General features: G+C 63.6%; 30 protein-coding genes. 23 read left to right on the top strand and 7 right to left on the bottom strand.

Features of this window, described 5'->3' with window-relative positions; genetic code table 11:
- The first annotated feature begins 15 nt into the window (after positions 1-15).
- The gene (locus CXY71_RS12950) at positions 16-1440 is read left to right on the top strand and encodes a hypothetical protein (RefSeq protein ID WP_146072820.1); all 1425 of its coding nucleotides are present in this window, start codon (positions 16-18) and stop codon (positions 1438-1440) included.
- A gap of 9 nt (positions 1441-1449) precedes the next feature.
- Here the strand turns inward: CXY71_RS12950 and CXY71_RS12945 are convergent, their stop codons facing one another.
- Positions 1450-1842, bottom strand: a complete 393-nt coding sequence (locus tag CXY71_RS12945) for a phage holin family protein (RefSeq protein WP_104136009.1) — start codon at positions 1840-1842, stop codon at positions 1450-1452.
- Between the two features lie 113 nt (positions 1843-1955).
- On the opposite strand from CXY71_RS12945, the gene CXY71_RS12940 reads away from it, so the two are divergent.
- The 15 genes from CXY71_RS12940 (at position 1956) to CXY71_RS12870 (ending at position 14955) form a co-directional block, all read left to right on the top strand.
- A complete protein-coding gene (locus CXY71_RS12940; protein ID WP_104136008.1) occupies positions 1956-3062 on the top strand; it encodes a histidinol-phosphate transaminase in 1107 nt (368 codons plus the stop codon).
- A 37-nt stretch (positions 3063-3099) separates the two neighbouring features.
- Entirely contained in the window at positions 3100-4251 is a 1152-nt protein-coding gene (locus CXY71_RS12935) for a thiamine pyrophosphate-dependent dehydrogenase E1 component subunit alpha (RefSeq protein ID WP_104136007.1), read from the top strand.
- Positions 4251-5255 carry an alpha-ketoacid dehydrogenase subunit beta gene (locus CXY71_RS12930; protein ID WP_104136006.1) on the top strand — a complete coding sequence of 335 codons (1005 nt, stop codon included), beginning with the start codon at positions 4251-4253 and terminating at the stop codon, positions 5253-5255. Before CXY71_RS12935 ends, CXY71_RS12930 begins: the two co-directional genes overlap by 1 nt.
- Before the next feature lie 32 nt (positions 5256-5287).
- A complete protein-coding gene (locus CXY71_RS12925; protein ID WP_104136005.1) occupies positions 5288-6670 on the top strand; it encodes a dihydrolipoamide acetyltransferase family protein in 1383 nt (460 codons plus the stop codon).
- Positions 6671-6964: 294 nt separating this feature from the next.
- Positions 6965-7156 carry a hypothetical protein gene (locus CXY71_RS12920; protein WP_104136004.1) on the top strand — a complete coding sequence of 64 codons (192 nt, stop codon included), beginning with the start codon at positions 6965-6967 and terminating at the stop codon, positions 7154-7156.
- Positions 7157-7215: 59 nt separating this feature from the next.
- A complete protein-coding gene (locus tag CXY71_RS12915) occupies positions 7216-8253 on the top strand; it encodes a metal ABC transporter substrate-binding protein (RefSeq protein ID WP_104136003.1) in 1038 nt (345 codons plus the stop codon).
- A 7-nt stretch (positions 8254-8260) separates the two neighbouring features.
- A complete protein-coding gene (locus CXY71_RS12910; protein WP_233198499.1) occupies positions 8261-9058 on the top strand; it encodes a metal ABC transporter ATP-binding protein in 798 nt (265 codons plus the stop codon).
- Positions 9059-9943 carry a metal ABC transporter permease gene (locus CXY71_RS12905; RefSeq protein WP_233204622.1) on the top strand — a complete coding sequence of 295 codons (885 nt, stop codon included), beginning with the start codon at positions 9059-9061 and terminating at the stop codon, positions 9941-9943. It abuts the gene before it with no gap.
- Positions 9943-10794, top strand: coding sequence for a metal ABC transporter permease (locus CXY71_RS12900; RefSeq protein ID WP_104136001.1), 852 nt, complete (start codon positions 9943-9945; stop codon positions 10792-10794). The genes CXY71_RS12905 and CXY71_RS12900 overlap by 1 nt, the downstream gene beginning before the upstream one ends.
- Positions 10791-11192, top strand: a complete 402-nt coding sequence (locus CXY71_RS12895; RefSeq protein ID WP_104136000.1) for a Fur family transcriptional regulator — start codon at positions 10791-10793, stop codon at positions 11190-11192. The genes CXY71_RS12900 and CXY71_RS12895 overlap by 4 nt, the downstream gene beginning before the upstream one ends.
- Positions 11193-11437: 245 nt before the next feature.
- A complete protein-coding gene (gene rpmB, locus CXY71_RS12890) occupies positions 11438-11674 on the top strand; it encodes a 50S ribosomal protein L28 (protein WP_035835252.1) in 237 nt (78 codons plus the stop codon).
- The gene (gene rpmG / locus CXY71_RS12885) at positions 11674-11841 is read left to right on the top strand and encodes a 50S ribosomal protein L33 (protein WP_035880539.1); all 168 of its coding nucleotides are present in this window, start codon (positions 11674-11676) and stop codon (positions 11839-11841) included. Before rpmB ends, rpmG begins: the two co-directional genes overlap by 1 nt.
- 2 nt (positions 11842-11843) lie before the next feature.
- On the top strand, positions 11844-12149 hold the full coding sequence (rpsN, locus tag CXY71_RS12880) for a 30S ribosomal protein S14 (RefSeq protein WP_092110538.1): 306 nt from the start codon (positions 11844-11846) through the stop codon (positions 12147-12149).
- A gap of 290 nt (positions 12150-12439) precedes the next feature.
- Entirely contained in the window at positions 12440-12727 is a 288-nt protein-coding gene (locus CXY71_RS12875; RefSeq protein ID WP_092447981.1) for an HU family DNA-binding protein, read from the top strand.
- Between the two features lie 236 nt (positions 12728-12963).
- The gene (locus CXY71_RS12870; protein ID WP_104135999.1) at positions 12964-14955 is read left to right on the top strand and encodes a cytochrome c oxidase assembly protein; all 1992 of its coding nucleotides are present in this window, start codon (positions 12964-12966) and stop codon (positions 14953-14955) included.
- A 95-nt stretch (positions 14956-15050) separates the two neighbouring features.
- On the opposite strand, the gene CXY71_RS12865 is transcribed toward CXY71_RS12870, so the two are convergent.
- Positions 15051-16118, bottom strand: a complete 1068-nt coding sequence (locus CXY71_RS12865) for a hypothetical protein (protein ID WP_104135998.1) — start codon at positions 16116-16118, stop codon at positions 15051-15053.
- 126 nt (positions 16119-16244) lie between these two features.
- Here CXY71_RS12865 and CXY71_RS12860 point away from each other — a divergent pair, with 126 nt between their 5' ends.
- Positions 16245-17600, top strand: coding sequence for an ATP-dependent RecD-like DNA helicase (locus CXY71_RS12860; protein ID WP_104135997.1), 1356 nt, complete (start codon positions 16245-16247; stop codon positions 17598-17600).
- Positions 17601-17638: 38 nt separating this feature from the next.
- On the opposite strand, the gene CXY71_RS12855 is transcribed toward CXY71_RS12860, so the two are convergent.
- From CXY71_RS12855 to CXY71_RS12840, 4 genes are all read right to left on the bottom strand, one after another.
- Complete coding sequence (locus tag CXY71_RS12855; protein ID WP_104135996.1) at positions 17639-18214, bottom strand: hypothetical protein; 576 nt, start codon at positions 18212-18214, stop codon at positions 17639-17641.
- Between the two features lie 54 nt (positions 18215-18268).
- Positions 18269-18679 (bottom strand): DUF4383 domain-containing protein, encoded by a 411-nt coding sequence (locus CXY71_RS12850; protein ID WP_104135995.1) that lies wholly within the window; start codon positions 18677-18679, stop codon positions 18269-18271.
- Positions 18680-18870: 191 nt separating this feature from the next.
- A complete protein-coding gene (locus CXY71_RS12845) occupies positions 18871-19134 on the bottom strand; it encodes a GlsB/YeaQ/YmgE family stress response membrane protein (protein WP_104135994.1) in 264 nt (87 codons plus the stop codon).
- A gap of 132 nt (positions 19135-19266) precedes the next feature.
- Positions 19267-19542 (bottom strand): hypothetical protein, encoded by a 276-nt coding sequence (locus CXY71_RS12840; protein ID WP_146072819.1) that lies wholly within the window; start codon positions 19540-19542, stop codon positions 19267-19269.
- Between the two features lie 270 nt (positions 19543-19812).
- Here CXY71_RS12840 and CXY71_RS12835 point away from each other — a divergent pair, with 270 nt between their 5' ends.
- Positions 19813-20280 (top strand): MarR family winged helix-turn-helix transcriptional regulator, encoded by a 468-nt coding sequence (locus tag CXY71_RS12835; RefSeq protein ID WP_104135992.1) that lies wholly within the window; start codon positions 19813-19815, stop codon positions 20278-20280.
- A gap of 85 nt (positions 20281-20365) precedes the next feature.
- Here CXY71_RS12835 and CXY71_RS12830 read toward each other — a convergent pair whose 3' ends face one another.
- A complete protein-coding gene (locus tag CXY71_RS12830) occupies positions 20366-21229 on the bottom strand; it encodes an NAD-dependent epimerase/dehydratase family protein (protein WP_104135991.1) in 864 nt (287 codons plus the stop codon).
- Between the two features lie 154 nt (positions 21230-21383).
- On the opposite strand from CXY71_RS12830, the gene CXY71_RS12825 reads away from it, so the two are divergent.
- The 5 genes from CXY71_RS12825 to pdxA all read left to right on the top strand — a co-directional run bounded on the left by CXY71_RS12825 (position 21384) and on the right by pdxA (position 26874).
- A complete protein-coding gene (locus tag CXY71_RS12825; protein ID WP_104135990.1) occupies positions 21384-22649 on the top strand; it encodes an alkaline phosphatase PhoX in 1266 nt (421 codons plus the stop codon).
- 108 nt (positions 22650-22757) lie between these two features.
- Positions 22758-23279, top strand: a complete 522-nt coding sequence (locus tag CXY71_RS12820; RefSeq protein WP_104135989.1) for a methyltransferase type 12 — start codon at positions 22758-22760, stop codon at positions 23277-23279.
- Positions 23280-23407: 128 nt separating this feature from the next.
- Positions 23408-24445 (top strand): 2-keto-3-deoxygluconate permease, encoded by a 1038-nt coding sequence (locus CXY71_RS12815; RefSeq protein ID WP_199184300.1) that lies wholly within the window; start codon positions 23408-23410, stop codon positions 24443-24445.
- Between the two features lie 33 nt (positions 24446-24478).
- Positions 24479-25852, top strand: a complete 1374-nt coding sequence (locus CXY71_RS12810) for a four-carbon acid sugar kinase family protein (protein ID WP_104135988.1) — start codon at positions 24479-24481, stop codon at positions 25850-25852.
- On the top strand, positions 25849-26874 hold the full coding sequence (gene pdxA, locus CXY71_RS12805) for a 4-hydroxythreonine-4-phosphate dehydrogenase PdxA (protein ID WP_104135987.1): 1026 nt from the start codon (positions 25849-25851) through the stop codon (positions 26872-26874). Before CXY71_RS12810 ends, pdxA begins: the two co-directional genes overlap by 4 nt.
- Positions 26875-26956: the final 82 nt, after the last annotated feature.

The following is a 26956-nucleotide window of genomic DNA, read 5'->3' as shown; positions in this document are numbered from 1 at the left end:
GGCAATGTGTCGAGCGTGAGCGCTGACCAGGCGGGTGGGGAGCTGCTTGTCTCGGTCGGTGGCACCACCATTGTGGCAACCGAAGTGGTGTTGGCCCATTCGCAGTTCCTGCACGCCGTGCAGGTCGAGGCGGTGAACTGGCGCACTCGTGCGCGCCGCATCGGGCAATTGGATCTGCGCGCTCCTCTGTCCGTGCCGGAGCCTTTGCCGGATTTGCTCCACGCAGAGTGGCTGCTCGATCAGTTTCAACATCGCTGCGGCGAGTTGGCCGACCACCTGGTGAAGGCGGCGGAGAATTACGGTCACGCAGAGATTGTCGCGCAACGCATCGCCCTCATCTACGGTGCAGATCTGGCTCATAACCTCGGCCAGTTCCTAAGATCCGCGTTGATGTTCTCGCCCTTGGCAATGGTGAGCGTGGCTGTGCCGGGCCTGGGCCTGCTGGGAGTGATCAGCGGGTCGAAAAGCGGTTCGGTGGGTGGAGTCGCGATCGACCAGCGTCTGCTCACCAATCCAACCGTGGTTTCCCTGGTTCGGGTGGCGGTCTCATCTGTCGACGATGTGAAAGCAGGCTTGATGGGAACGCCGCGGATTGTTGGACGAGTATTGGGCGACGAGGGCTTGGGGGTGATCGGGGTCTCTAATACCGCGCTCGGAGTGCTGACTACAGCACGGGCCACAGGCCGGTTTCGCGAAGCGCCGGTGAAAGTGGTGCAGGTGGGTGCACCGAGACGAGTCACCGCACCCAGCGGGGTGGCTGACCTGGCCGCTGCAATCCCGAATGCCGCTGTGGGCCAGCCGCAGGTACGGATCGAGAGATACGGTCCAGCCGGGAAACCATCATGGGTGGTCTATATCGGTGGAACGGTCGATTGGAACACGGTTGCCTCGAGCGAGCCGTGGGACCTCACCGCCAACGTGACAGCCATCGCCGGGCAGAATGCGGGCTCCTTCGCCGCGGTCGTGGCCGCGATGTCGTTCGCTGGAATTGCGTCGGACGACCCGGTCATTCTCTCCGGTTATTCGCAGGGGGGCCTGGTCGCCACCCAGGTCGCCGCCGTAGGGACGTTCAACGTGCAGGCGGTCGCCACCTTTGGAGCACCCGAATCGAGCGTGCCGGTGCCACCGGGCGTCGCCATCCTTACCGTCGAGCACACCGATGACGTGGTGCCCGCGACGGGCGGGGACAGTCGGGTCGAATCAGATGATCGCCTCACCGTGCGCCGGGAGGCCTTTGCGATGGTGCGACCACCAACCAATGAGGCCTTGCCGGCGCACAACCTCGACCGATACCAGGAAACGGCGCAGCTCATCGACGCTTCCCCAGAAAAGAGCCTGCAAAATTTTCAGGACACAGTGACCGGTATTGTCGGAAACGGGGCGGGCGAGGCCGTCTTATGGCGAGGCATCCGCTTGCCGGCAGGGCCAGCCCCGAAGTGACAGCCCGGCTCAGTTACGGTCGGTGACCGGGCGCACGATCAGGCCGAGCAGCCAGGAGATGATGCCGAGGACCAAGGCACCGAGCACGCCCCACCATAAGCCATCGACGACGAGACCGAACCCCAGAAAACCGGACAGCCAGCCGACGAGCAGCAACAGCAGGCCGTTGACGATGAGCGCGAACAGTCCGAGGGTGAGGATGTACAGCGGAAACGCGACGACCCGCACGACGCCGCCGACGACGGTGTTCACGAACCCGAAGATCAGCGCGATGAGCAGGTAGGTGATCACACTGGCACCCGAGTCGGGTGCGTACGGAATGACGTGCACCCCGGTGACGAGCAGTGCGGTGAACCACAAGGCCACCGCGTTGACGATCAACTTGATCAGGAATCTGGCCATGTCCCTACTATCTCACCGGGAAGCGCCGCCAGGGCGGTACCCGGGCCGCGCGGTCGAAAGTCGTGCAATCATTCATTCGCCATTGCGAATATATGCGGGCGTAGACTCCACGAGTGAGCCTCTTCGACCGACCCTCCGTCCGCCTGCGCCCGGAGATCATCGCACTCCCGGCCTATCAGCAGGGCAAACCGGCTGATGCCAGTGCCTACAAGCTCTCCAGCAACGAAAACCCCTTTGACCCGCTACTGGGGGTCATCGCGGCGGTCACCGCCGAAACGGCCCTCAACCGCTACCCGGATGCCTCGGCGCTGGCCCTGCGTGAGCGCCTTGCCACCAAGTACAGCGTCGATGTCGACCAGGTGCACGTCGGTTCGGGCTCGGTGGCCCTGCTGGCCCAGCTGATTCTCGCTGCCGCCGGCCCTGGCGATGAAGTGCTCTACTCCTGGCGATCGTTCGAGGCCTATCCTTCGCTCGTCACCGTCGCGGGCGCGGCCAGCGTGCGCGTGCCCAACCGCGCCGATCACGGTCATGACCTGCCGGAAATGGCCGCCGCGATCAGCGACCAGACCCGGGTCGTCATCGTCTGCTCGCCCAACAACCCCACCGGCACCATCGTCACCAAGGACGAATTCGAGGCCTTCATGGCCGTCGTCCCGACCGATCTGCTGGTCATTCTCGATGAGGCATATATCGAATTCGTCACCGAAGCGGATGCCGTGACCGGCCCGTCGCTGCTGGCCCGCTACCCCAATCTGGTCGTGCTGCGCACCTTCTCCAAGGCCTACGGCCTGGCCGGACTGCGCATCGGCTACGCGCTCGGCCCGGTGGACATTCTGAACGCCGCCCGCTCGACCGCCATTCCGCTCTCGGTCACCGCGCAAGCAGCCGCGGCAGCGAGGGCCTCCCTCAACGCCGAAAAGGAACTGCTTGACCGGGTTCGAACGGTTGCTGCGCGTCGCGATGCAACCTGGGCAACACTCACCCGGCAGGGCTGGAACATTCCCCAGCCGCAGGGCAACTTTCTTTGGCTGCCCACGGGCGCCGAAACCGCGAGTGTGGCCGAGGCTCTCGACGAGGCCGGCCTCGTCGTGCGCTCCTTCGTGCCGGAGGGCATTCGAGTGTCGATCGGTGAGGAGCAGGCTGTGGCGACACTCCTATTAATGAGCGCGGATCTTGTCGACGCCCTTCCCGTCGGTCACCCGGCACGAAAGATAGGTTAGTACAGTGTCAGCCACCCGAAACGATGCGACTGTGCCCATGACAGCAGCGCCCACGTCAGCAGCCTTTGGCCTCGATGGTGCCGAGACCTGCGTACGAATGATCTCCCCGAACGGCGCGTTCGAACCCAACGCCGCCGCCGAGGAGTTTCTGCCCTATCTCGACCGGCTCACCGAGGCCGATCACCGTCGCTTCTACCGTGACATGGTCGTGGTGCGTAAGTTTGACAGCGAGGCGGCCAACCTGCAGCGCCAGGGGCAGCTCGCCCTCTGGGTGCCGAGCCACGGCCAAGAAGCCGCCCAGGTGGGCTCCGCCTACGCCACCCGGCCACAGGACCACGTCTTCCCGTCGTACCGCGAGCACGTCGTCGGCATGATTCGCGGCCTCGACCTCGTTGATATTCTGCGGATGCTGCGCGGCGTCACCCTCGGCGGCTGGGTGCCGGAAGAGCACGGTAACTTTCACCTCTATACCCTCGTACTCGCCTCGCAGACCTTGCATTCCACCGGCTACGCCATGGGTATGCAGCTCGATGGATCGACCGCGACCGGCAATCCCCAGACCGATCAGGCCGTTATTGTCTATTACGGCGATGGTGCCTCCTCGCAGGGCGACGCCAACGAGGCCCTGGTCTTCGCGGCGAGCTACCAGACGCCGCAGGTGTTCTTTCTGCAGAACAATCACTGGGCCATCTCGGTACCCGTCGCTCGGCAGTCGCGCACACCGCTGTACCTGCGCGCTGGCGGCTTCGGCATGCCCGGCACCCAGATCGACGGCAACGACGTGCTCGCAAGCTTCGCGGTCACCACCAAGTCGATGGATGACGCCCGTGCCGGCTACGGCCCGTCGCTGATCGAGGCACTCACTTATCGGGTCGGCGCGCACACCACCGCCGACGACCCCACCAAGTATCGTGATCCCGATGAACTCGCTTACTGGGTGGCCCGCGACCCGATCGTGCGCTTTCGCACTTACCTGCAGGGCCGGGGTATTGAGCAGGAGTTCCTCGACGCCGTCGATGAAGAAGCGGCCGATTTCGCTGCTGACACGCGCAAGCGCGCGCTGGAGATCACCGGACCGGAGCAATCGGTGATCTTTGACAATGTGTATGCCGAACCGCATCCGCTGGTGGCTGAGCAAAAGGCTTGGCTGGAACGCTACGAAGCATCTTTTGATGAGGGTAAGAACTGATGAACGCTGTAGTTGACACGAACGTGGCATCCGCTTCGCTGCCGATGACGAAGGCCCTGAACGCTGGCCTTCGCCGGGCGATGTTTGATGACCCCAAGGTGCTGCTGATGGGCGAGGACATCGGCCCGCTCGGCGGCGTTTTTCGGGTCACCGAGGGGCTGATCGCCGAATTCGGGGACAAGCGCGTGCTCGATACCCCGCTGGCCGAATCCGGTATCATCGGCACGGCCATCGGCCTGGCCATGCGCGGTTTTCGCCCAGTCTGCGAGATTCAGTTCGACGGATTCGTCTTCCCAGGGTTCGACCAAATCACCAGCCAGCTGGCCCGGATGCGCAACCGGCACGAGGGCGGCCTGATCATGCCCGTCGTGATTCGCATTCCCTACGGCGGACACATCGGCTCGATCGAGCACCACCAGGAGAGCCCGGAGGCCTACTTCGCGCACACCCCCGGCCTGCGCGTGGTCAGCCCGTCGAACCCGCACGATGCCTACTGGATGATGCAGGAAGCAATCAAGAGCGATGACCCGGTTATTTTCTTCGAACCGAAGAGCCGCTACTGGCCCAAGGGCGAGGTGCGGTTTGAGCAGAGCGGAACGCCGCTGCACGCCAGCCGCGTCGTGCGGGCCGGCACCGATGTGACCGTCGTCGGCCACGGCGCCATGGTGAGTGTGCTGCTGCAGGCCGCCGAATTGGCCGCCATCGAGGGCATCAGCCTCGAGGTGATCGACCTGCGCTCGATCTCCCCGATTGACTATGGACCGATTCTGAATTCCGTGCAGAAAACCGGTCATCTTGTGGTCACCCAGGAGGCCCCCGGCTTTGTCAGTGTCGGCAGCGAGATCGCCGCCACGGTCGCCGAGCGGGCGTTCTACACGCTCGAAGCGCCCGTGCTGCGCGTCTCCGGCTTCGACACCCCGTTCCCCCCGGCGGCGGTCGAGACGCACTTTCTGCCGAGCCCCGACCGGGTACTCGAAGCCGTGGACCGCGCTCTCGCTTACTAATGGGCACTGATGAACTTTAAGAAGGGCACCTTATGAGCGTGTCGAAATTCACCCTCCCCGATGTCGGCGAAGGTTTGACCGAGGCCGAAATCGTCGAATGGAAGGTCGCCCCCGGCGACACCGTGGCGATCAACCAGGTGCTGGTCGAGATCGAAACGGCCAAATCCCTGGTCGAGCTGCCGTCTCCGTTCGTGGGCGTCGTCGCTGAAATTCTGGTCGCGGCCGGTACGACGGTCGACGTGGGTACGGTGATCATCACGATTGATTCCCAGGCCGACGCGAGTGCAGACCGGCCGGCGGCCTCTTCGTCAGCGGATGCCGCAGCATCCGCTCTGCAGGCGGACGACACGAACACGTTGGCCACGGATACCAGCAGCAGTATCAGCGACGAAGCCCCCGAGCCGGTACTGGTCGGCCGCGGTGCTGCCGCCACGATGCCGACGCGGCGTCGCCGGCACACCGGAACGAACGTTGCCCACGAGACGCTCGCGCCGGAACCCGCTGTGCGTGCGCGGGCGGAGCCGCTGGAGCCGACTCGGCGGTCGGCATCCGCTGGACCGGTTATGGCCAAGCCGCCCATTCGCAAGCTCGCCAAGGACCTCGGCGTCGACCTGTCGCTCGTTGAGGCGACCGGTCCGGTCGGCGACGTGACCCGGGAAGACGTGCTGCGCGGGGCGACCCAGGCCAGTGTGTTCCGCAACATCCAGACGCCCCAATGGCCGGTGGATCGCGACGAACACATTCCGGTGAAGGGCGTGCGCAAGGCCATTGCCCAAGCCATGGTGAAGAGTGCCTTCACCGCGCCGCACGTTAGCCTGTTCGTCGACGTGGATGCCACCCGCACGATGGAATTCGTCAGGCGCCTCAAGGCCTCGACCGACTTCGCCGGAGTGCGCGTATCGCCGCTGCTGATCATGGCCAAGGCCATGATCTGGGCGGTTCGGCGCAATCCAACGGTGAACTCCACTTTCACCGATGAGGAAATCATCGTGCGGCACTACGTGAACCTCGGCATTGCAGCGGCGACGCCGCGCGGGCTGATCGTGCCCAACATTAAGGAAGCGCAGGACATGAGCCTGCTCGAACTCGCTCGTGCGCTTGAGAAGCTCACCATGACCGCGCGCGACGGCAAGACCAGCCCGGCCGAGATGAGCAATGGCACGATCACGATCACCAACATCGGCGTGTTCGGCATGGATACCGGCACCCCCATTCTCAACTCCCCTGAGGCGGGAATCGTGGCCCTTGGTACGATCAAGCAGAAGCCGTGGGTCGTCGACGGCGAGGTGCGGGTGCGGTACGTGACCACCATCGGTGCGAGCTTCGACCACCGCGTCGTTGACGGTGATGTCGCGAGCCGTTTTCTCGCCGACGTCGCGAGCATCATCGAGGAGCCGGCCCTGCTGCTCGAGTAGGACGGCACCGGCGTCTCAGGCCGATGCGCAACTGCTGGCCGATGCGCAACTGCTGGCCGGTTCGGCGGCGGTCGAGCTGGGTGTTCCGCTGCTGTTGACACCGACCTCCGGAAAGAGCATAGCGCTCGACCATGAGCTCACCCGCCTGGGGGCGTCAACCGTTCTCAGTATTGGTGGGGACGATGGAGTACAGAACACGGAAACAGCGGGTGACCACACTAGGTTGTGGATGCCTGCGACGGCGTCCGCCATCAATGCTGTACTGCCGGGGCCGCGACCGAACCACTGCCGTGCGTGACACGACCCCAGAGCCTGACCGACGTGTGGATTCTCGCGACGGATGCCCCAGCGCAGCTTGCCGGGGTAGCCACGGCACGGGCGGCTGGTGCCGCCGCCGCCGTGCTGGTGCTGGTGTCGGTGGACCAGCTGTACCTGCAGGCGTTCGCTTCGGTCGTGCCGGCGCCCGACCTCGTCACCTACCAGTAGTGCCCCCCAGAACGGGTAATGGTTTTGACAATCATTATCAACAGAGCTAATCTCGAAGCATGCACAAGAGATATTTAGCCGTACCTGCACTCCTCGCGTCCGCCGCACTCGCCCTTTCGGGGTGCTCGGCCGGCACGACCGCCAGCGCCGACAACGGGGCCAATGACTTCAAGGTCGTCGCTACGACCACGCAGGTCGCCGACTTCACCCGCAACGTGATCGGAAACGCCAGCGGCGTCGATCTCACCCAGCTGATCCAGCCCAACCAGAGTGCCCACAGCTACGACCCGTCCGCGGCGGACCTGACCGCTCTTGGTGCGGCGGACGTGCTCGTGATCAACGGGGTCGGGCTCGAAGAGTGGCTCGACGACGCCATTGCCGCGTCGGGTTTCGACGGTGTGATGATCGACGCCGATGAGGGCATCACCATCTCCGAGGTAGGGGCCGGCGAGGACCACTCCGAGGACGAGCACGCTGACGAGGAAGCGGATGCGCACGCCGGCGAGGACGAGCACGCCCACGAGGACGGCGACCCGCACATCTGGACCGACGTGCACAACGCCGAGACCATCGTGCAGACGATCACCGACGGCCTGGTGGCTGCCGACAGCGACAACGCCGCGGACTTTGAGACCAACGCAGCAGCGTATTCCGCCCAACTCAGTGCGCTAGACGACTGGATCCGCACCAACGTGGAGACCGTGCCGGAAAGCGAGCGTCTGCTCGTGAGCAACCACGACGCCCTCGGCTACTTCACCGCGGCATACCACATCGACTATGTCGGCTCGGTTATTCCGAGTTTCGATGATAACGCCGAGCCGAGTGCGGCCGAGATTGATGCGCTGGTCGACGCCATCCAGGCCACCGGTGTCACCGCCGTATTCTCCGAGGCGTCGCTCAGCCCCAAGACCGCGGAGACCATCGCGACCGAAGCCGGCGTCACCGTCTATTCCGGCGATGATGCCCTCTACGTCGACTCGCTCGGGCCCGACGATAGCGCCGGTGACACCTACATCAACGCCCAGCTGCACAATACGACCCTGATGTTGGGATCGTGGGGCGTTACACCCTCTGCTTTGCCCGCCGACCTGCAATAGTTAACTCGTGATCGAGAACACTTCTCAAGAAACGCCAATATCGAACGCTGCCGCCGCTCTTCGAGTGGCGGCAGCGTCGTTTGCCTACGGCGCAGAGCCCGCCCTTACCGGCATCGATTTTACCGTGTTGTCGGGCCAGGCCGTTGCCCTGATCGGCCCGAACGGCTCGGGCAAGTCCACCCTGCTCAAAGGCATTCTCGGACTCATTCCCCGTACGATTGGAACCGTCGAGGTGCTCGGCCAGTGGCCGGCCCCGGCGGGGTACATCGGCTATGTGCCGCAGACCGACCAGCTCGACCCACATTTTCCGGTTTCGCTCGAGCAGGTCGTCATGATGGGCCGCTATCGCTCGCTCGGCTGGTGGCATTTGCCCGGTCGGGCCGATCGCCAGGCGGTTGCCGAGGCGATCGAGACTGTCGGCCTCAGCGACCGTGCGAGAACGCGCTTTGGTGAACTGTCGGGCGGACAGCAACAACGCGGTCTGCTCGCTCGCGCCGTCGCATCCGCCCCCCGCTTGCTTCTGCTCGATGAGCCCTTCAACGGACTCGACCAGGTGAACCGAGACGCCCTCATTGAAACGGTGAAGCGGCTCAAGCTGGCGGGAGTGGCCGTGCTCGTGTCCACCCACGACCTCGACCTGGCTCGCGCCGTGTGCGAAAGCGTGTTGCTGCTCAACGGCGCCCAGGTGGCATTCGGGCCGCGCGATACCGTGCTGACCCTCGCTAACGTGCAGCAGGCGTTCGGTTCGGTCGGCGTCGAAATGGACGAGCACACCATTGTCGTTCCCGGCCACGGGGGTCACTGAGTGGATGTCTTCACGCCGCTATTCAACGCATTTGACCTGCCGTTCATGGCCAGGGCGTTGCTAGTCCTCGTCGTGCTGAGCCTCGTGGCCGGCCTCGTCGGAGTGCTGGTGAACCTGCGGGGGCTGGAATTCATCAGCGACGGGCTCACCCACGCCGTCTTTCCCGGTGTGACGATCGGATTCGTCTGGGGCGGACGCGACGGCCTCTTCGTCGGGGCGATGGTCGCTGCTCTCATCGCCGCAGTCGTGCTCACGGTCATCGTCAAACGCGCGGTGACATCGGACGCCGCAATTGCCATCGTCTTCACGGCCATGTTCAGCGTCGGAATCATCGTGGTTTCTCGGGAAACAAATTACGTCGGTCAGCTGGACGCCCTGCTGTTCGGGCGCCTGCTGACCGTGAGCGAAGCCGAGGTCAATCAGACCGTGATCGTCTGCCTCGCGGCCCTGATCATCGTCGGGTTCACGCTCAAGGAGCAGGTTTTTCGCGCCTTCGACCTCGAGGGTTCTCGGGCCGCCGGTTACCGACCCCTCGTGCTCGACATTCTGCTCAACGTGGCTATCGCCCTCGTCGTCGTGGCCGCGAGCAGCGCCGTGGGCAACCTGCTCGTACTCGCCGTTTTGATCGTACCCGGCGCCGTCGCGCGCCTGGTGACCGATCGCCTGTGGCTGCTCTTTCCGGTGGCGGCCGGCTTTGCGATTCTGGCCGCCTGGCTGGGTCTCGCGCTCGGCTACGAAGCTTCGGTGAACCGCGGTGTCGACTTGCCGAGCGGCGCCACCGTCGTGCTCGTACTCGTTGCCGGCTACGTGCTGGTCCTGGTCGCTCGGCTTGGGATTGACCGGATCGACGTCCCTCGTCGCACTGCGGGCGCGGTGGTGCGCTGATGGACTACTTCGAACAGGCGCTGGTGGCCGCGTTGTTGATCGGGGCGCTCAGCGGCCTCGTCGGAACCCTCGTGGTGCTGCGCCAGCGCACCTTCTTCGCCCAGGCCCTGACCCACGCGACCTTCCCGGGAGCGGTGGGTGCGGCGATCCTGGGCGTGAGTATCCCGCTTGGCGCCGCGGTGGCCAGCGTCTTCATCGTGGGTATCATGACGATGATCGGTCGAGTCAAACGACAGGGAAACCAGGTCGCATCGGGCATTCTGCTCACCGCCGGGTTCGCGCTCGGTGTTCTGTTGCAGGGGCTCAATCCCTCCCTGCCGGTGAAGGTCGACTCCTACCTGGTCGGTTCCATCCTTACGGTGTCCACCAGAGATGTGACGCTCGTGGCCGTTGTGCTGGCGTTCGCCGTACTGGCCGTCGTGTTCCTGGGCAAGCAAATTATGTTCTCGACCTTCGACGTGAACGGCTTTCGCGCCGCTGGCTACCGCGAATGGCCGATCGAGCTGCTTACCTTGGTACTCATCACTGCCACCGTCGTAACCGCAATGCCTGCCGTCGGGGCTATCCTCGCCATCGCCCTGATTGCTGCCCCCGCCGCAGCCGCCCGGCTGGTCTCGCGCACGACCACTCAGATGTTCGTGATTGCTCCCGTGGTCGGCGCAGTTGCCGCCGTGGTCGGCGTGTTGCTTTCCCGCTCGCTCGACGTGGCCGCCGGCCCGACCATCGCCCTCACGGCGGCCGCGTTCTTCCTGCTCGCCCTGGTCGCGCGGCGACTGGTCGGTAGCGCTCGGATACCCAGAAAAGTGGATGCGCGCCCGCCTGCGCGAACATCGCTACGGTTGAACTCATGAAGCGAAACACCTGGCAGCGCGAGGCCGTTCGAGGCGCCCTCGATGATAACGACGGCTTTGTCAGCGCCCAGGCGTTGCACTCCGCCCTGCATGCGACCGGATCCCCGATCGGCTTGGCCACGGTCTACCGGGCCTTGGCCGATCTGGCGGTCAAGGGTGACGCTGACTCACTCCAATCGCCTGAGGGTGAAAGCTTGTACCGCGCGTGCAGCAGCAACGGGCACCACCATCACCTGATCTGCCGCAATTGCGGACTCACGGTCGAGATCGAAGCGGATGCCGTTGAACGCTGGGCCAAAGACGTCGCCGCCCAGAATGGGTTCGCTCAGGCCGCCCACGTCGTAGACGTCTTCGGGCTGTGCGCCGCCTGCACGGCCACAGCCGCCGCATCCGCTTAACAAGCGGCGCGGAAGCGGGTGAACAGTTGCTTCGTGCTCGATGAAGTAACCGTTCACCCGCTTCCGCGGCCAGGCGAGTTTGCGGGAGGCGCGCGGATCTAGTAGCATGGGCAACTGCTACGCCTGTGTGCGTACACTGCGGGCGTTTCTCCCCGGTCTCGAGTTAGTTCGGGGCTGATGTGGGGTTGTGCCCGTCGACAAGGGATCTTGGGAAGAGCATTCGCTCTTCGGTAATGGAGGAAACCATGGCATCTGTATGCCAGGTGACCGGAGCTGTTCCCGGCTTCGGACACAACATTTCGCACTCGCACCGACGCACCAAGCGTCGTTTCGACCCGAACGTTCAGAAGAAGACGTACTACGTGCCGTCGCTTCGTCGCAAGGTCACCTTGACCTTGTCCGCAAAGGGCATCAAGGTAATTGATGCTCGTGGTATCGAGAGTGTCGTTAAAGACGTTCTCGCTCGTGGGGTGAAGATCTAATGGCTAAGGCTCATGACGTACGTCCGATCATCAAACTTCGTTCCACGGCTGGAACCGGTTACACCTATGTAACCAAGAAGAACCGCCGTAACGACCCCGACCGTCTGGTACTCAAGAAGTACGACCCGGTCATTCGTAAGCACGTTGACTTCCGTGAGGAGCGCTAAACATGGCGAAGAAGAGCATGATTGCCAAGAACAACCAGCGCAAGGTCATCGTCGAGCGGTACGCCGTCAAGCGCCTTGAGCTCAAGAAGGCCTTGGTTGACCCTGCTGGCACCGACGAGTCGCGTGAAGCCGCTCGCAAGGGCCTGCAGAAGCTGCCGCGCAACGCGAGCCCGGTGCGCCTGCGCAACCGTGACGCCGTTGACGGTCGTCCCCGTGGCCACCTCTCCAAGTTCGGCATCTCGCGTGTTCGTTTTCGCGACATGGCGCACCGCGGCGAGCTGCCCGGCATCACCAAGTCCAGCTGGTAACTCCTTCTGGTAGCCGGTTTCGCCGGTCTCTGAACCATCAAAATGGGATGTCGACTTCGGTCGACATCCCATTTTGATGTTCACGACGTTTTCGCGGAGAGCGAAAATCGGGTGCCTGAGTGGGTAAAAGTACCTTGAAATGGTCGATAATCACCGTAAATCCGGGGATTCTGGCGGATCAATGCTAGATTTCAACTCGGTCGAACCGACCAGCGGGGCTTTTCTCTCGAGGAGCATCCGTATTACGAATATTGCTGTTTACACAGACGAAGGTCCGAGGAGGACACTCAATGGCTGACAAGTCGCTGAACAAGACCGAGCTCGTTGCCAAGGTTGCCGCTGACTCCGGACAGAGCCAGGCCGCCGTTGACGGCGTTCTGAATGCATTCTTTGCAACCCTGGCCGAGACCGTTGCCGCTGACGGCAAGGTCACCATCCCGGGATGGTTGGGCGTCGAGCGCACCGCAACCGCTGCTCGCACCGGCCGCAACCCGCAGACCGGCGCAGAAATCGCTATCGCGGCCGGCCACCGCGTCAAGCTGACCGCCGGAAGCAAGCTCAAGGCTGCCGCGAAGTAGCTTTCAGTACTGAAAAGGGGCGTCGACCACGGTCGGCGCCCCTTTTGGCGCCCCTGGGCATCTGTTTCCGGTGCTCGAGGGTTTGTGTCGGGACGTGAGTTTCGATCACCGAGACATGAATCTCGACCCTAAAAAAGCCGGTAAAGGGGCCAAAACTCACGGTTCGGCGGCGCGGGCGCATGGCGCGCGGCCTCAGGCGAGACAGATGCCCAGGGCTAGGCTAATAAGCTGGACGGGTGCCCCGTCTCGTCCGTGTTCTCGGACCGGCAGCTCTGCTGCTGGTCGCTGTGTTGTCCACCCTTGTCGCACTCGCCTATGGTGGTGGCGCCTCGGCCCAGCTGCTCGCCGACCCGGGGCCGGTGGTGCGCTGGGGACTCCCCCTCGCCAAGGTCGTCGTCAATATTGCAGCGGCCGGAACCATCGGCGCCCTCGTACTCACGCTTTTCGCCCTGAGCCCCAAGGAACGCGAGTTCGGAACCGCTCTCGACTTCGCTGCAGCCTCGGCAGCCTTGTTCGCCGTCGCATCTGCTGTCACCGGCTTTCTGACCTTTCTCCAGGTCACCAATGTTCCCTTCGGCATTAGTGATCAGTTCAGCGCCACGGTCGGACAGTTCTTCAGCCAGATCGAACTCGGCCAGGCCTGGCTCGCGACCACGCTGATCGCCGCCGGCGTCACCGTGCTCTGCTTCGCCGTGCGCAATCAGACCGCCCTGATCTTCGTCACAGTGCTGGCGTTGCTCTCGCTGCTGCCCATGGCGCAGCAGGGCCACTCGGCGGGCGCCGCCGGCCACAACGCCGCGATCACCGCCCTCGGCCTGCACCTCGTCTTCGCGGCGATCTGGCTCGGCGGCCTGCTGACTATCATCGTGTTGCGCACTCAGCTCGACGGTGAACGCATCCACTCGGTGATTGCACGCTATTCCTCCCTCGCCCTGGTCTCCTTCGTCGTGGTAGCGGCCTCCGGCTACGTCAGCGCCGAACTGCGCATCGGCAGCTGGGAAAACCTGTTCAGCCCGTACGGCTTTCTGGTGCTCGTGAAGGTCGCCGCCCTCGTGGCCCTCGGCGGCTTCGGCATTCTGCAACGCCGGTTCTTCATCAAGCGGATGCAGCAGGCCGAGCCCGCGCGCGGCCGCTGGTTCTGGTGGCTCGTGGTGACCGAACTCGGCTTCATGGGGCTCGCCTCTGGTGTAGCCGCCGCCCTCGCCCGCACGGCGACGCCGGTCGCCCAGGTCGTCGCCACCGAGATTCCGCAGTCAACACCGGCCCAGATTCTCACCGGCGAACTCTTGCCGCCGGAGCTGACCTTCTCCCGCTATTTCACCGAGTGGAACTTCGACCTCGCCTGGATTCTGTTTTGCGCGTTTGGCATCTTCTTCTATCTGGCCGGTGTCTGGCGGTTGCATCGCCGCGGCGACGCCTGGCCGATCTACCGCAGCGTGGTCTGGATTCTCGGCATCCTCACCCTGTTCTACATCACCAACGGTGGCGTGAACGTGTACGAGAAGTACCTGTTCTCCACCCACATGCTCATGCACATGTTGCTGACCATGCTCGTTCCCCTCATGCTCGTTCCGGGCGCCCCGGTGACCCTCGCCGCGCGCGCGATCGCCAAGCGACAGGATGGCAGCCGCGGAGCGCGTGAGTGGATTCTCACCGCAGTGCACTCACGCTTCGCCGGAATCGTCGCCAACCCGATCGTTGCCGCAGTGCTGTTCGGTGTCTCGCTCTGGGTGTTCTACTACACCTCCATTTTCAGCTGGGCGACGACCGACCACATCGGCCACCAGTGGATGATCGTGCACTTCCTGATCACCGGCTACCTGTTCGTGCAGTCGCTGATCGGCATCGACCCGGTGCCGTACCGCCTGCCCTACGCCTTCCGCCTGCTCCTGCTTCTGGTCACGATGGCTTTCCACGCCTTCTTCGGCCTCGCCCTGATGAGCGGCACCGGGCTGCTCTTGGCCGACTGGTACGGCGCGATGGGCCGCACCTGGGGCCTCTCCGCCATCGCCGACCAGCAGATGGGCGGCGGCGTCGCCTGGGGTATCGGCGAGCTGCCGACCTTTGTGCTGGCTGTTGTCGTGGCGATTCAGTGGAGTCGCGACGACACCAAGGTCACAAGGAGGCTGGATCGCAAGGCCGACCGCAACGAGGACGCCGAGTTGATCGCCTACAACGCGAACCTGGCACGGATCAGCGAGCGCGACGCACAAAGTCCGCGCGGCTAGGGTCGGCGCTTGGTCACCCTGAGGGGGCGTTTTGAGGTCGATTTGCGACCCCACCGGGCGGCCACCTTGTCCCGTCGCAGTCGGGGTACGGGAGGCTAGTGCAGCTGGATGGCCAGGGCGCCGCTGGGCTGCAAGACAACGCTGAGCCCCATGGTGAACGGCACGTCTTCGTCGCGGGTGCTGACGTCGCCGTCGAACAGGGATTGCACCTCGACTACGATGTGGGCTTGTCCAGCCGTCGCCACCATCTCGAAGGACCGTTCCCCGGCGGTAAGTTCAACTGCGGGGTAACCGGTGATCGACCAGACCGGGGCGCCCTCGATGCGGTCATCGATGGTGATACCCCACGGGCAGCTGGTCGGTTGCAGCACGGTCTGGGTGGCACACTCGTCGAGGAACTTATTCAGTTCTGACTGCACCTGCACGATCATCTCTTCGTTGGGCAGGGCGTCGATCTCGACCGCGGTGGCCCCGGATGCCGTCACGCGCACGCTCGTCTTCTCCGCGGTCAGCATGGCTGAGGAGTGTTCAAAGGTGTAGCGGTTCGGGGCGAAGGCGAGATACGCGGCGGACGTCGAGAAGGTGGCTGGCGCATCCGCTGCCGCGTGGGCGCGGGTATCGAGCGTGAGGCCATTGACCGTGAAGGTGCGTTCGTGCAGCACCGACACCTGCAGCATAGCGAGCGGGCTGACGGCAAACGTCCAGGCATTGAAGACGCCGGCGAAGGTTCCGGCCCGCTCGATCGTGAACGCCATACTCGACGCGGTACCGTTCAAATCAAACTCGAATACGACACGGTGGGTGTCATCGCCGGCCGCATTGCTGGGTGTGTCGCTCTTCAACTCGATATTGCTCAGGCCGCTCAAAACGGATGCACGCAGCAGCGTCTCCGGGAGATCTCCTGTGAGCTCCGCCGCGGCCAGTTCCGCGGCTGTTGGCATGACCCCACCGAGGGCGAGGGCTCCGACGGTGTCGCCGCGGGCGAGGGCATCGAGGTACTGCTCCACGAATCCGCCGGCGCTGTACACCGTGCGATTGAGGGCGGTGATGGTGCCCACGAGACCGGCCGCGAGGAGGGCGGCGACGACCACGAGGGCGAGGACGGCCCGGAGCATTCTGCCGCGGCGCCCGCTCGCCCGCTGGTTTTCGGCCGGGGTGGTCACATAAATATTGTACGGGGGGTGGGTCGGACCTGCGGCCAGTGCCCGATCCAGTGCTCGCAGCGGGTCCACGGGACGTTACAGTGGTATGTCCCCCGTGCAGCATGAGCCTGCCAGAGAAAGTGTGCCGTGTCCGAGATTCCGCTCAGCCGTGAACAGGCGCTGGTCTTCGCGGCGATCGAGGGAACCAAGCAGAACGTGTTTGTCACCGGTCGGGCCGGAACGGGTAAATCGACGCTGCTGAACCACCTCTCGTGGAACACCAGCAAGCAGATCGTGATTGCGGCACCCACCGGTGTCGCTGCGCTCAATGTGGGTGGCCAGACGATTCACTCGCTCTTTCGCCTGCCGATCGGAGTCATCGCCGACAGCCCGATCGACCAGAACGATCAGGTGCGCAAACTTCTCAATACCATCGACACCCTCGTCATCGACGAGGTCTCGATGGTTAACGCCGACCTGATGGACGCGATCGACCGCAGCCTGCGTCAGGCCCGCCAACGCCCGTTCGAGGTGTTCGGCGGGGTGCAGATCGTGCTGTTCGGCGACCCGTACCAGCTGGCCCCGGTACCAGGCGGCCCCGACGAACGCGCCTATTTCGCCGACCACTACCGGTCGATGTGGTTCTTCGACGCCAAGGTCTGGCGTGATGCCGAGCTGCGCATCTTCGAGCTCACCGAAATTCACCGCCAACGTGACAACGACTTCAAGCTCATGCTCAACGCCGTACGCCACGGTCAGGTCACCGCCGAGATCGGCGGTGACCTCAACGGTGCAGGGGCACGAACCCCGCCGAGCGATGGCGTGATCACCCTCGCGACGCGCAATGATGCTGTGAACCGCATCAACGCATCCGCTTTGAAGAAGCTGTCGGGCAAGTCGCTCACCGCGAAGGCCGATATCACCGGGGATTTCGGCGGAAAGCAGTTTCCGGCCGACGAGGTACTCGAGCTCAAGGTGGGCGCGCAAGTGATGTTCTTGCGCAACGACTCGCCGCTCGATGGCGGGCCGCGCTGGGTGAACGGCAGTATCGGCACGGTCACCAAGGTCACCTCTACGGTGTTCGTGAATATTGATGGTGACGTGCACGAGGTCGAGCCGACGGTGTGGGAGAAGTACAAGTACACCTACAACGCAGCGACCAAGAAGCTGAGTCGGGATGTCGTGGCGGAATTCACGCAATTTCCACTGCGGCTGGCCTGGGCGGTCACCATTCACAAATCGCAGGGCGCCACCTATGAGCGGGCCGTCGTCGACCTCGGTGCGCGGGTGTTCAGCCCCGGCCAGACCTATGTAGCGCTGAGCCGGCTGACCAGCCTCGACGGGCTGTACCTGACCCGACCGTTGCGACCGAGTGACATCATCGTCGACGAGAACGTCAAACGGTTCATGAACATCGAGGTGGTGCCGCCGGTGGCCGACCTGGCGGGGCTTGACACGTCGGGCGAGGAGTCAATCGACCCCGAAACCGAGCTGCCCGCCTGACCCGTGGTGTCATGCGTTCTTGAGCTCTGCGAGGGACTCTAGTGCGCGCCGTGGCCGGAGTCGGGGATGGCCGGTTCGGTCACTCCGTGTGAACCGTGGGGCACGGCGTGCGAGCCGACCTCCGTGGCGGCGAGGGCCGGGGTGGTGAGCGCCGAGAGCAGGAAGCCTCCAACGACGAGCCCGGTGATAAAGCACCAGCCGCTCGGTGGGGCAGCCCTTACTATGGCAGGGCTCGAGGTTGCGGGCGTACGAGGCCCAGTCCATGAGCGGCGCAGTGCGATGGCCACAGTGGCGGCCAGGAATACGTTGAAGAGTGAAGCTACGGCCATTGGGTACAGAGGCAGGCCACTTTGGCCGCTGGTCACCCCGAGGCCGCTGCCGACGACGGCGGTGACACCCCAAATGAAAACCGGGGTGAGCGCCGCTCCGACGATGACCCGGGGCACGAGCACCCGGCCAGCAGCGAGGGTGGCGATTCCCCAGCCGAGTTCGGCAACGCCGAACCCGAACAGGAGAACCGACAAGGGAAGCGGAGCGGTCACACCCACGGCCAAATGAATCAGGGCGGCGCCGAAAGCGGCGAAACCGAGCCAGGTGCGAACGACCGGGGACATGATGCTCCTATTATCTTGGTGCAAAAGGATGAAGTTATGGTGCGTTGTGGTGGGTTAGACGCTGGCCGTGCTGCGAACCGTTTTATCAGCGGTGAGACCGACACCGAGGAGCACGATCGCACTGGCGAGGTGCAGGAAGTGGTCGGCGGTGTTGAGCGCCAGGATGTTCAGCGAGGTGCTCGCAATGAAGAATCCGACGATACCGAGGAGCAGGTAGACGGCACCGATCGTGGTGTTGGTGGCCTTGGCCGCCATGGCGTTGGAGAGACCGGCGATAAGCAGCGCGGCACCAATCAAGAGGTGCGCGATGTTGTGCAGCGGGTTGACCTCGAAGATGCCGAGGAGCAATCCGCCCTCGGTGGCAATAAAGCCGATACTGCCAGTGACGGCAAAGCCGAGTAGTCCGACGAGAACGTAGACCGCGCCGAAGACGGTGGCGATCAGGCGATTGGGTGATGTGCGCATTTCAGGTGCCTCCTATGTGATTCACGGCTAAGCGTGGTTGCTATGTGTTCGGAGCTCCATCTGCTTCGGATTGGTACTAATTGTGGCCCTGATCTCCCCGTTTAGGGGGGCGCGGACGCACTGAGATCAAAAAACAGCGCGTCACCCGAAGAATCGGGTGACGCGCTGGCCGCGAATAATGTTGAGACGGATCATGCCTTGCGGCGGTTCGTGATCGCGCCGTAGATGAGCAGTACAATCAGCGAACCAACGATGGCCAGGGCCCAGGTGGTGAGCGAGAAGAATTCGCCCAGATTGACGTTGAACAAGAGCCCGCCGAGCCAACCGCCGAGGAAGGCGCCGACGACCCCGAGTAGCAGGGTGATAATCCAGCCCCCGCCTTGGCGGCCGGGCAGGATCGCCTTCGCGATGGCTCCGGCGATGAGACCGAGCAGGAGAAAACCGAGGAAACTCATGAGAACTGCCTTTCAGATTGACTTGGATGCGGCGCGGACGTGTGCCGTTCGCGTGAACCTACCCGCGGGCGTGCGCGTCGTCAATGGCCCGGGCCAACCATCCGATTTACCAGCGGATGTCGGTGGACGGCTTCAGTCCAGCCAGTAGTCGTCATCAAGGTACTGCGGACCGATCGCCGGGGTTGCGTCGTTGATATCGGGAAGGTCGACGGCATTGATCGTTTCAATCTTGACCATGGAGTGAGCCGTGATCAGCAGGGACACATGCGATCGCATGGAACTGACGACGTCGACGAAGCCTCCACCGCTGTGCACGGCGGCGGACAGGGCTGACTTGAGGCCGGCGATGTTGTACTCGGACGACAGGTAAAACCAGTCGTTATTGATCGTCAACCGGTAGCTCTGCATTGCATGGTCCATTTCGTTGTGACAGGTTCGTGGGCGCGCTGCCGGTCAAAAGCGTGCGGGGCTTCGCGGCCACCATAGACTCCGCGCGCCGCGCTAGACCGCCAGCGCGACTTTCAATATACGGGATTTACCTCAAACAGCAAACTATTTAAAAGTTAAGAAACTTACGAATTGATCTAACCGCTACACTGACAGAACAGAATGCCCTCACGGGCAATTTTGCGCGCCTGAAGTTGGGCGAAACAAACAGACCAGAGGTCAGGAGAACTCATGTACGGTCGGGACACTTCCGGACGCGCCCAAGATGCCTTGTCGGCATCCGCTTTAACTTTTCTGCGCGCCATGGATCGCAATCGAAACCGGGTCGCGGCCGAGTGCGGCCTGACCGGCAGCGAGCTACGGGCCGTGGCTCGCGTGGCCGAAGCGGGAAGTATCACCCCGAAATTACTCGCGTTATCGATGGAAATGACCACCGGCGCCGTGACGGCGATCTCGAATCGCCTTGTGGCCTTGCAACTGCTGACGCGTGGTGCCCACCCGCATGATCGGCGCAGTCTGCTGCTGACCTTGACGCCCGCCGCAGAGCAGCTCACGCAGAAAATTTACGACGACTTTGAGGCGCTCATCGCCCACTCCGTGCGCGAGATCGGCCCGGAGGAACAGTCGCGGCTGGGCGCTATGCTGACCGCTATGGCGTTGACCGTGGATGCGGACGCCGATCTGAGTCTGACCGCCTGAGTCTGACCGCCTGAGTCTGACCGCCTGAGTCTGACTGCTTGACTGCTTGAGTTTGGCGGTCCGGGCTTGTTCGGCTGGGCAGCCGTTAGGGGTGGCGGATTCCACGCCCGGCCAGCATGGATCGATAGCCCTCCCGATAGGTGGGGTAGCTGAAGGTGAAGCCCGTATCGCGCAGGAGCTGATTGCTCAGGAGCTTGTCGCCACCACGCTGGCTTTCGCGGGTGCGCGTCGGCTGGTCCGACTCGTTCAGCGTCGGTTTGGGTAGGTCGAGCTCGGCGGCGAGAAAGGTCAGCACCTCGTCGCTGCGTACCGGCTCGTTGTCGACGCCGAGATAGAGCGGCGCCGGTTGCTCAGAACGCAGCAGCAGGTGAACGATAGCGGCGGCTGCGTCGTCCCGATGGATGCGGTTGGTGTGGCGTGACTGGGCGGAGAGCCCGGCACCGGCTCGTACTTGCTCGATCAGGCGTTCACGACCGGGGCCGTAGATGCCGGCCAGGCGCAAAACGATCGCGGCGGGGAGACGGGAGTGGAGCATCCGTTCGGCATCGAGCACAATTGAATCGGTGCCCGGTTTCGGGTTTGCCGGGGTCTGCTCGTCGACCCGGCTGCCGTCATTGACGTCGTAGACCGCCGTCGAAGACACCAGCAGCATGCGGCGCGGCGTGACCCGAGCATCCCTGAGAGCGTCGAGCAGGTTGCGCAGGCCGTCGAGGTAGGCGGCGCGGTAGGCCGTGACCGTTGGGCTGCCAGCTGAGAGAGCCACGACCACAAACTTGGTATCTGATGGAATGACGGGTTTTTGAATGCTCAGGTCGATGGATTGGCCGGTGATTTCTGCGGGTAGCACCCTCGCCGTGCGACGCAGCCCGACCACAGCGTGCCCCAGTCGGGCAAATCGCAGACCCACCTCGGTGCCGAGGTCGCCGCATCCAGCGATGAGTACCGTCATCTGTCTCCTTGTGCTCAGGGACAACGCTAGCTGGCTTCGGCGCCGAAATGGACAATCCGGGATAGTCACTGAAACGTGGGGTGAGCGTTGCCGCCTGTTCACCTCGGGAAAATACTCTTGAGAAGTTCTCAGCCATCGACTCAGAAGGATTGACATGATCAAGAAGATTGCAACTGGCGCTGTATTCGTCTCCCTGCTGCTCAGCCTCGGAAATGCTGCCCACGCAGGTTCGGTTGGCCCCAAGGCGGGTTCTGACGACCACGGAAAAGGTGCGTTCGCATTTGAGCCCCTCGCCGCATCCGCCTACGATCAGGCCAGCAGTGACTGGACCGTGCCGTACCTCGTGCCAGCCGGTTTCACGCAGACCCTGGTGAAGGACGAGACCGTGCTCGATGTTTACCCCGGCGTCGATGACCTGCACGATATGAATACCCACAATGAGACCGGCCACGAAGCCGGACGCTATCTGTACAACACCTACGAGGTCGGCGAGAACGGCGCTGTGGCTGTCACTGATTTGAAGACCGGCAAAGCCTCGGTCATCGCCCAGCGAGCCGACTGGAATCGCCTGGACGGCATCCGTTGGACGCCGTGGGGTTCCCTGCTGATTACCGAAGAGACGGCTGGCGGCAAGGTCTACGAGCTGTTCCTCGACAAGAAAGACCTCACCAAGGTCGTCAAGATCGAGGAGCGAATCGCGCTCGGCGTATTGCGCCATGAGGGCATCGACGTCGACAAGGACGGCAACGTTTACGTCATCGACGAGCTCAATGGTGGTTCGGTCTACAAGTTCGTACCCACCCGCAAGGGCAACCTTGCAATAGGCCAGCTCTACGCGCTCAAGCTGACCGGGCTGGCCGATGCCGATCAGCTCTGGAATCAGGCGACCTTCGCGAACAAGGTCGGCTCTTTCACCTGGGTTGCCCTCGACCAGAATCAGGTTCAAACGGATGCCGACGTCGCGTCGAACGCGGTCGTCGCGACCGAATTCGGTCGCCCCGAAGACGTCGAGATCATTGACCACACGCTGTACGTGGCCAACACCTCGGAAGACCGCGTCATCGCCATCGACCTGAAGAAGAGCCTACTCAGCACCTTCGTGCAGGCCGGGGTCAACGCGCCGGTCGAGAACCAGACCGCTGGAATCACGGGATTCAACAACCCCGATAACCTGGCTGAGGGTCCCGACGGCGCCCTGTGGATCGTCGAGGACAACAGCTTCAGCGATGTCTACCGGGCCAGCACGCGCACCAATAAGGTCGGTAACTCCACGAACGTTGAACTCTTCGCTTCCCTGACAGACCAGGGCGCCGAGACGACCGGCATCTACTTCGGTAAGAATCCGAAGGACCTCTACGTGAGCGTGCAGCACCCCGACAAGGCGCTCGCCGACGGTATCTGGAAGATCAGCAAGCGCTAAGTTCGGCCTGGCATCGACGCGCCGCCCGGTAGCCGGGCGGCGCATGCGTCTAATCAGGTGCTGCGACCGGCCGCAGATGCGTCGAAAGGTGGCCGCTACCATGAAGCCATGGCTATTGTTCCTGACACGTCTGACTGGACCTGGGTGCTCGAACGACCCTGCCCCGACTGTGGATTTCGGGCGAATGCGGTGGCCTTCGACGACCTTCCGCGCTTGATTCGCGAGAATGCGGCGGCGTGGGGTGCAGTGTTGGTGCGAGCGGATGCTGCGGTGCGCCCGAACGATCACACCTGGTCGCCTTTGGAATACGCGGCCCACGTGCGCGATGTCTGTCGGCTCTTCGAGGAACGCCTGCACCTGGTGCTGACCGAAGACGACCCGCTGCTGGCGAACTGGGACCAGGATGCCACGGCGATCGCCGAGCGGTACGACCTGCAGGTGCCGGAGACGGTGGGTAGCGAGCTTGCTGCGGCTGCAGCATCCGTTGCCGAGCGCTTTGCGAAGGTCGCGGTGGATGCCCGCCAGCGGACCGCGCGCCGCAGTGACGGGCCGTCGTTTACTGCAGCAACGCTCGGGGCGTACTTTCTGCACGATATCGTGCATCATCGCCACGACGTGGGTGCCGACTAACGATCGAGCTGGAAGCGCGCTAGGGGGTAGAAACGGGTTAACATCGCGGCTTGGCCGGATAAAATAAGTACATTGTGTACGTACACATTATTCGCGGGCATCGCAGCCCCTAGTTAAGGAGATTCGCCATGGTAGCCGGATCCAAAATCGTCAGCCGAGTGCCTTTGTTTGATGGCATGAACCGCATTCCCGGTGGACTGATGCTCCTTCCACTTATTCTCGGCTCTGTCGTGGGCACGTTCTTCCCTGGCTTTCTCAGCATGGGTAACTTCACCACCGCACTATTCCAAGCCAGTGCGCTTCCACTGATCGGCCTGCTGATCTTCGCCACAGGCATGCAGATCACCCTGAAAACATCCGGTCCGGTGCTCGCCACCTCCGGAGTCCTGCTGCTCTGCAAGTCCATTATTCCGGCCACGATCGTCGTGCTCCTCGCCCAGATCGTGGGCATCGATGGAATTTTGGGCGTTTCCATTCTCGCGCTGCTCGTGACCATGGACAACAGCAACGGTGGCCTCTGGCTTGCCTTTACCGGGCGCTATGGAGATGCCCGCGACCGCGGGGCATACATGGCTTCCGCCATCAATGACGGGCCCTTTTTCTCAATGCTCTTCCTGGGCGTCGCTGGCCTGGCCAACATTCCCTTCCAACTGCTTCTGGCGGCCGTCATTCCGTTGCTGATCGGCGTGATCGTGGGCAACCTCGACCAGAAATGGACCGAGATCATGCGCCCGATCCCGAACATGATCATTCCGTTCTTCGCCTTCGCGTTGGGCACCGGCATCAACCTGCAGAATGTGCTGACCGGGGGACTGTCCGGTATCATCGTGGGCATCGTCGCCACCCTACTCACCGGCACGCTCGCCTATCTCGGCTACCGATTCATTCTGCGCCGCGGTAACAAGTCCGGCATCGGTATCGCATCGGCCACCACGGCCGGCAACGCGATCGCCACCCCGGCCATCATCGCCCTCGCCGACCCTACCTTTGCACCCTTCGTCGAGGTCGCAACGGCCCAGGTCGCCTCCGCAGTACTCGTCACCGCGGTGTTCGCGCCGCTGCTGGCAGCCTGGGTACTCAAAAGAGAAGGTGGCCTGGTTGCCAATGAGCCGGCCGCCGAATCCTCCGGCGACACTGTTGCGGCACACACGGTCGAACACTCATGACCGGCCGCATCCGCCAGTATCACGCCCGCCACCATGGTTGAGCCCTTCCGACATGACGTGGAGCATCCGGAGTCAGGCCCCCTGGCCGACGGAACGCGTGCCGACCATGTTTCCGTAGGCATCGTGGCCGATGACCTCACCGGTGGCGGCGATTCAGCGGTGCAATTTGCCCGCGACGGATGGCGCACCCGGCTCGCATTGACCGCGCCCGACAGCGGAGCCACCAGCCACGGAACGGTTCTCGCGGTGGTGTCCGACGCCCGCGCGCAGTCGGCGCAGCTCGCCCGAATGAGTACATCAGAGGCCGTGGAGGCGCTCGGGAATGCGGGCGTCAATCGGCTCCTGCTTAAAATCGACTCGACCATGCGGGGCTCGGTTCACGCTCAAATTCACGGCGCGGTCACCGCGTGGCGCAAGCTTTACGATGCAGCTTTCGCTGTTGTTTGCCCCGCGTATCCGGCAATGAAACGAACCGTGCAGAACGGTCGGGTTCTGGCCAATGGTCAGGGTGTGGAGACGACGGCCGTTGGCACCGATCCGGTGACGCCCGTGACAACGAATTTGCTGTCGGAACTGGTGCCGGGAAGCGTTCACATCTCCCTTGGCCGGGGAACGCCCCTGGAACACGCCGAACAACTGCGCGCCGCGGCACGCAACCAGACCCGCGTCGTCACGGTCGACGCAGCAACGGATGCGGACCTGATGGTACTGGCCGAAGCTGTGGCCCTGCTCGGGGCCGAGGCCGTTCCCGCCGGGAGCGCCGGGCTGGCGCTTGCGCTCTCGCAGGTCTGGTGCCGTGACCTGGCCGCCGCGGCAGAGTCACGGCGGGTGTGGGCAGGGCGTGTGGTCATCGTGGTCAGTTCGCTGCACGATGTCGCCCGGTCTCAGTACGATCATCTGGTCGGCAGCACCCCGCCGCAACACGTGCGCACATTCGCGCCGAGCCTGAGCGTGTTGCTCGAGCCGGCTGCGGTTGGCCGTTGGATTGCCGCGGAGCTAGCGGCGGCACCATATCTTCCCGCGATCGTGATCGTGGCAACCCCATCGGAGCGGCCCGCGGCATCCACTGCAACTGAAACGGCGGCCGTAATTATCGCCGACGGGCTCGCGACAATCACCGCGGCGGTATTCGCACACCGTTCCGTGGGAGCTTTGGTGCTCATGGGCGGCGAGGGCGCGCGGGCCGTGCTCAATCGCTTTGAGGCCGGTGCCATCGTGGTGACGGATGCCATTCGCGAGGGAATTCCGGTAGGCCTAATCGAAGGCGGCCTCGCTGACGGCCTGACTGTCGTCACTAAGGCCGGCGGCTTCGGCGTCACATCGTCGATTGCCGATATTCTTCCCGAACTCTTGGCTGACCACGTGCTTAGCCCCTCTATCAGCCCGAACATAGGAGTACACCCATGACACTTCCCATCCTTGCTGTCACCATTGGAGACGTGGCCGGAATCGGTCCCGAGATTACGGCCAAGTCACTGCTCGGTCACGGAGACGTTCGCACGCGGTGCGTTCCCGTCGTAATCGGCGATGAGGCGGCGATGCGCCGCGGCGTGCTCAACGTGGGCGGCGATCAGGCGGCGATTCGCGTGATCGCTAATGTGGCCGACGCCCGTAACGAGCCCGGAACAATTGAGCTGTTGCAGACCGGCCCGTCACTCGAACACGTGGAGCAAGGCGTGCTCAGTGCCGCGGCCGGCGATGCCTCCTACCGTTTCGTGGTGGAGGCCTGCCGGCTCGCCCGCGCCGGCGAGGTGCAGGGAATCGTGACGGCGCCGCTGAACAAGGCTGCGATGCACGCCGGTGGGCACAACTGGCCCGGCCACACCGAGCTGCTCGCTCACGAATTCGGGGTGAAAAATTTTTCCCTCGTGTTGTCGGCCGGGGACCTGTATTTTTTTCACCTCACCACGCACGTGTCGATGCGCCAGGCTATCGAGAACATCACGATCGAGCGCACTCTTTCGGTGTTAGAACTGGCTGGCGCCTTCGCCAAATCCATGGGCAAGCCCGATGAGCTGATTGGACTCGCCGGCCTCAACCCGCATGCGGGCGAAAATCGGCTCTTCGGAAATGAAGATGCCGACATTTTGGCACCGGCCGTGGTCGAGGCCAGGGCTCGTGGACTCAACGTCGTTGGCCCCCTGCCCGCCGACGCTCTGATTCCCGCGGCCGTACGCGGAAAGTACAACCTCGCCGTGGTCTGCTACCACGACCAGGGTCACGCACCCTTCAAAGCCGTCTACGGTGACGACGGCGTGAACATCACGGTCGGACTGCCAGTCGTGCGCGTGTCAGTCGACCACGGCACCGCGTTCGACATCGCCGGTCAGGGAATCGCCCGCGAGGCCAGCCTCGTGCTGTCGCTGGAACGCGCCGCAGCACTCACGCCCGGGTGGGACCACGTGTGGCGGGCCGCGCAGGCCGCCTAACCGTCATGGCCAGCCGAGCGCATGCCCGGTCCGCGCAGGCAGCGCGGCCGGGGCGATGGCACTCTGCGCCCTACGATGGAGT

This window comes from Cryobacterium sp. Y62 (assembly GCF_002929785.1).
Taxonomy (GTDB): Bacteria; Actinomycetota; Actinomycetes; order Actinomycetales; family Microbacteriaceae; genus Cryobacterium.
Note: the sequence above shows the minus strand (reverse complement) of the source record. Positions and strands in the feature narration are given on the sequence as shown.